The following is a 1,813-nucleotide window of genomic DNA, read 5'->3' as shown; positions in this document are numbered from 1 at the left end:
CCTCCCTCAATAAATTAATGTTTTCTTCGTTTTTCTTGCTTTTTCGCATATTTTCATCTTTGACATCCGAATCTCCCTTGGATAGGATTTGACGCAGAGCGAATATTTGGGATCGACCTGTTGGCGGGAATAGAGGTGGCGGTCACCCCGCTTTTTAACGCCATATGATCGCATATGGATCTCCACGTGAACCCTTGCGGTTTACCCTCCCATATCTCCCTGGGTCGATGCCCTTACATTCCTTCGTTCTACCTCTCAAGGGGTGGAGGCCAGGCAAGCTCCTAAACGGGGTCGATGCCCTAATGGTGATTATTACTCCCGGCCTATCCGTGCTTCGTTTGTCAAAGATCAACATGTGCATAAGCGATGAAACAAAGACGAGTTGCTAAGCTGTATATGAATTAAGCTGCCGCTTGCAATTGCGCCTCCCGATGGGGGCCCAGAACCTTGCTAGTATCGTAGTTCTTCTGTCTGCGTCCCAGTTCAAACAGGACACGGATGAGCTTGTTACAGATGGCGATCATCGACTGCTTCTTCTTCAGCGGATTATCCCGACGCGTCGTGAAATACCGATGCAACGCACGGAATTCCGGATTCTTGGCGATCATCGTCAGGGCCGCCCGGAACAGCAGGGCCCTGAGGCGGCAACGCCCTCGTTTGCTGATGGTCGTTTCCCCTTTGTGAAGCCCGGAGCTGTTTTCCCGCAGGCTGAGACCGGCATGGCGGACGATCTGCTGGCTATGGTCATAGCCGCTTAAGTCGCCGACTTCCGCCAGGAATCCTGCAACGGTGACGAGACCGATGCACGGAATACTCATCATGTGGGTAGCGCCCGGAATCTGTTCCACCAGATCCGCCACAAACCCCATCAGTTGCTCAATCTGCCTGCACAGCATGGAGTACTGCTCCAAATACATGGCTAGCTCATGCTTGGCCGCCGTAGCGCCTTCCGTGAGGCCGATGGACTTTTGGGCTTTCCGGTGTAGCAGACTCGCTCTTTTGGTGCCTACTGCTCGCTGCACGTCGTTCTTCTTCCAGGTCGCCACCACTTTTGTTTCTCCGGCAGCGACAACATCCTGTGGAAGCGGAAAGTGCCTGAGCGTGATAAGCGAAGCTTTGCCTTCCCAGTCTTTAAACACTTGTGTATATTCGGGAAAGAAGCGATCCAGCCAATTGTGGATTCTTCCTTTCACGCGGTTCAAATCCCCGCATAGGCGGTCTCGCTGATTCATCAGCACGCGCAGGTCGGCGTACACGCCTTCCGGCAGCTGCGGCTGTGTATAGCGCCCGTCGATGACGAGTTTAGCCACGACTTTCGCATCCTTAATGTCATTCTTGGTCGGCGAATTGTCGTCAAGTTCCTTGCTCTTCTTGACGTGATGCGGGTTCACCAGCACAACCGCGATACCGCGCTGATTCAAGTAATGGTACAGCGGGAACCAGTAGTGGCCGGTTGGCTCGACACCCAGTATAACGTCAGTTAGCATATGTTCTTGCATGATGGATTCAGCCCATGCCAGCAAGTTCAGCAATCCATTCTCGTCATTCTGGAACAGACAACGTTTGCCGAGTTCGATGCCGCGGTAATTGAAAGCGCGGGCGACATGGTTAAACTTCGCAATGTCGGTTCCGATAACGAGCGTCGATTCAGAAATTCTCGAAATTCGTTGATTTTGCTTGTTCGTTTGGGTATGCTTCATCTAGAGCGTCCTCCTCAATTAGGGCAGTGAATGTGCACCATTCCGAGACCCAGCATACAGGAGGCGCTTTTTGCTTTGCAAACCGCATTTTAATTCATTACAGGAATAGCTCC

At 52.2% G+C, this 1,813-nt stretch carries 1 protein-coding gene; it reads right to left on the bottom strand.

Features of this window, described 5'->3' with window-relative positions; all coding sequences use genetic code 11:
- Positions 1-401: 401 nt before the first annotated feature.
- A complete protein-coding gene (locus H4Q31_RS19270; protein ID WP_185180691.1) occupies positions 402-1,700 on the bottom strand; it encodes an IS110 family RNA-guided transposase in 1,299 nt (432 codons plus the stop codon).
- Positions 1,701-1,813 lie beyond the last annotated feature (113 nt).

This window comes from Cohnella lubricantis (assembly GCF_014212015.1).
Taxonomy (GTDB): Bacteria; Bacillota; Bacilli; order Paenibacillales; family Paenibacillaceae; genus Cohnella; species Cohnella lubricantis.
This window is presented reverse-complemented; position numbering and strand designations above follow the sequence as displayed.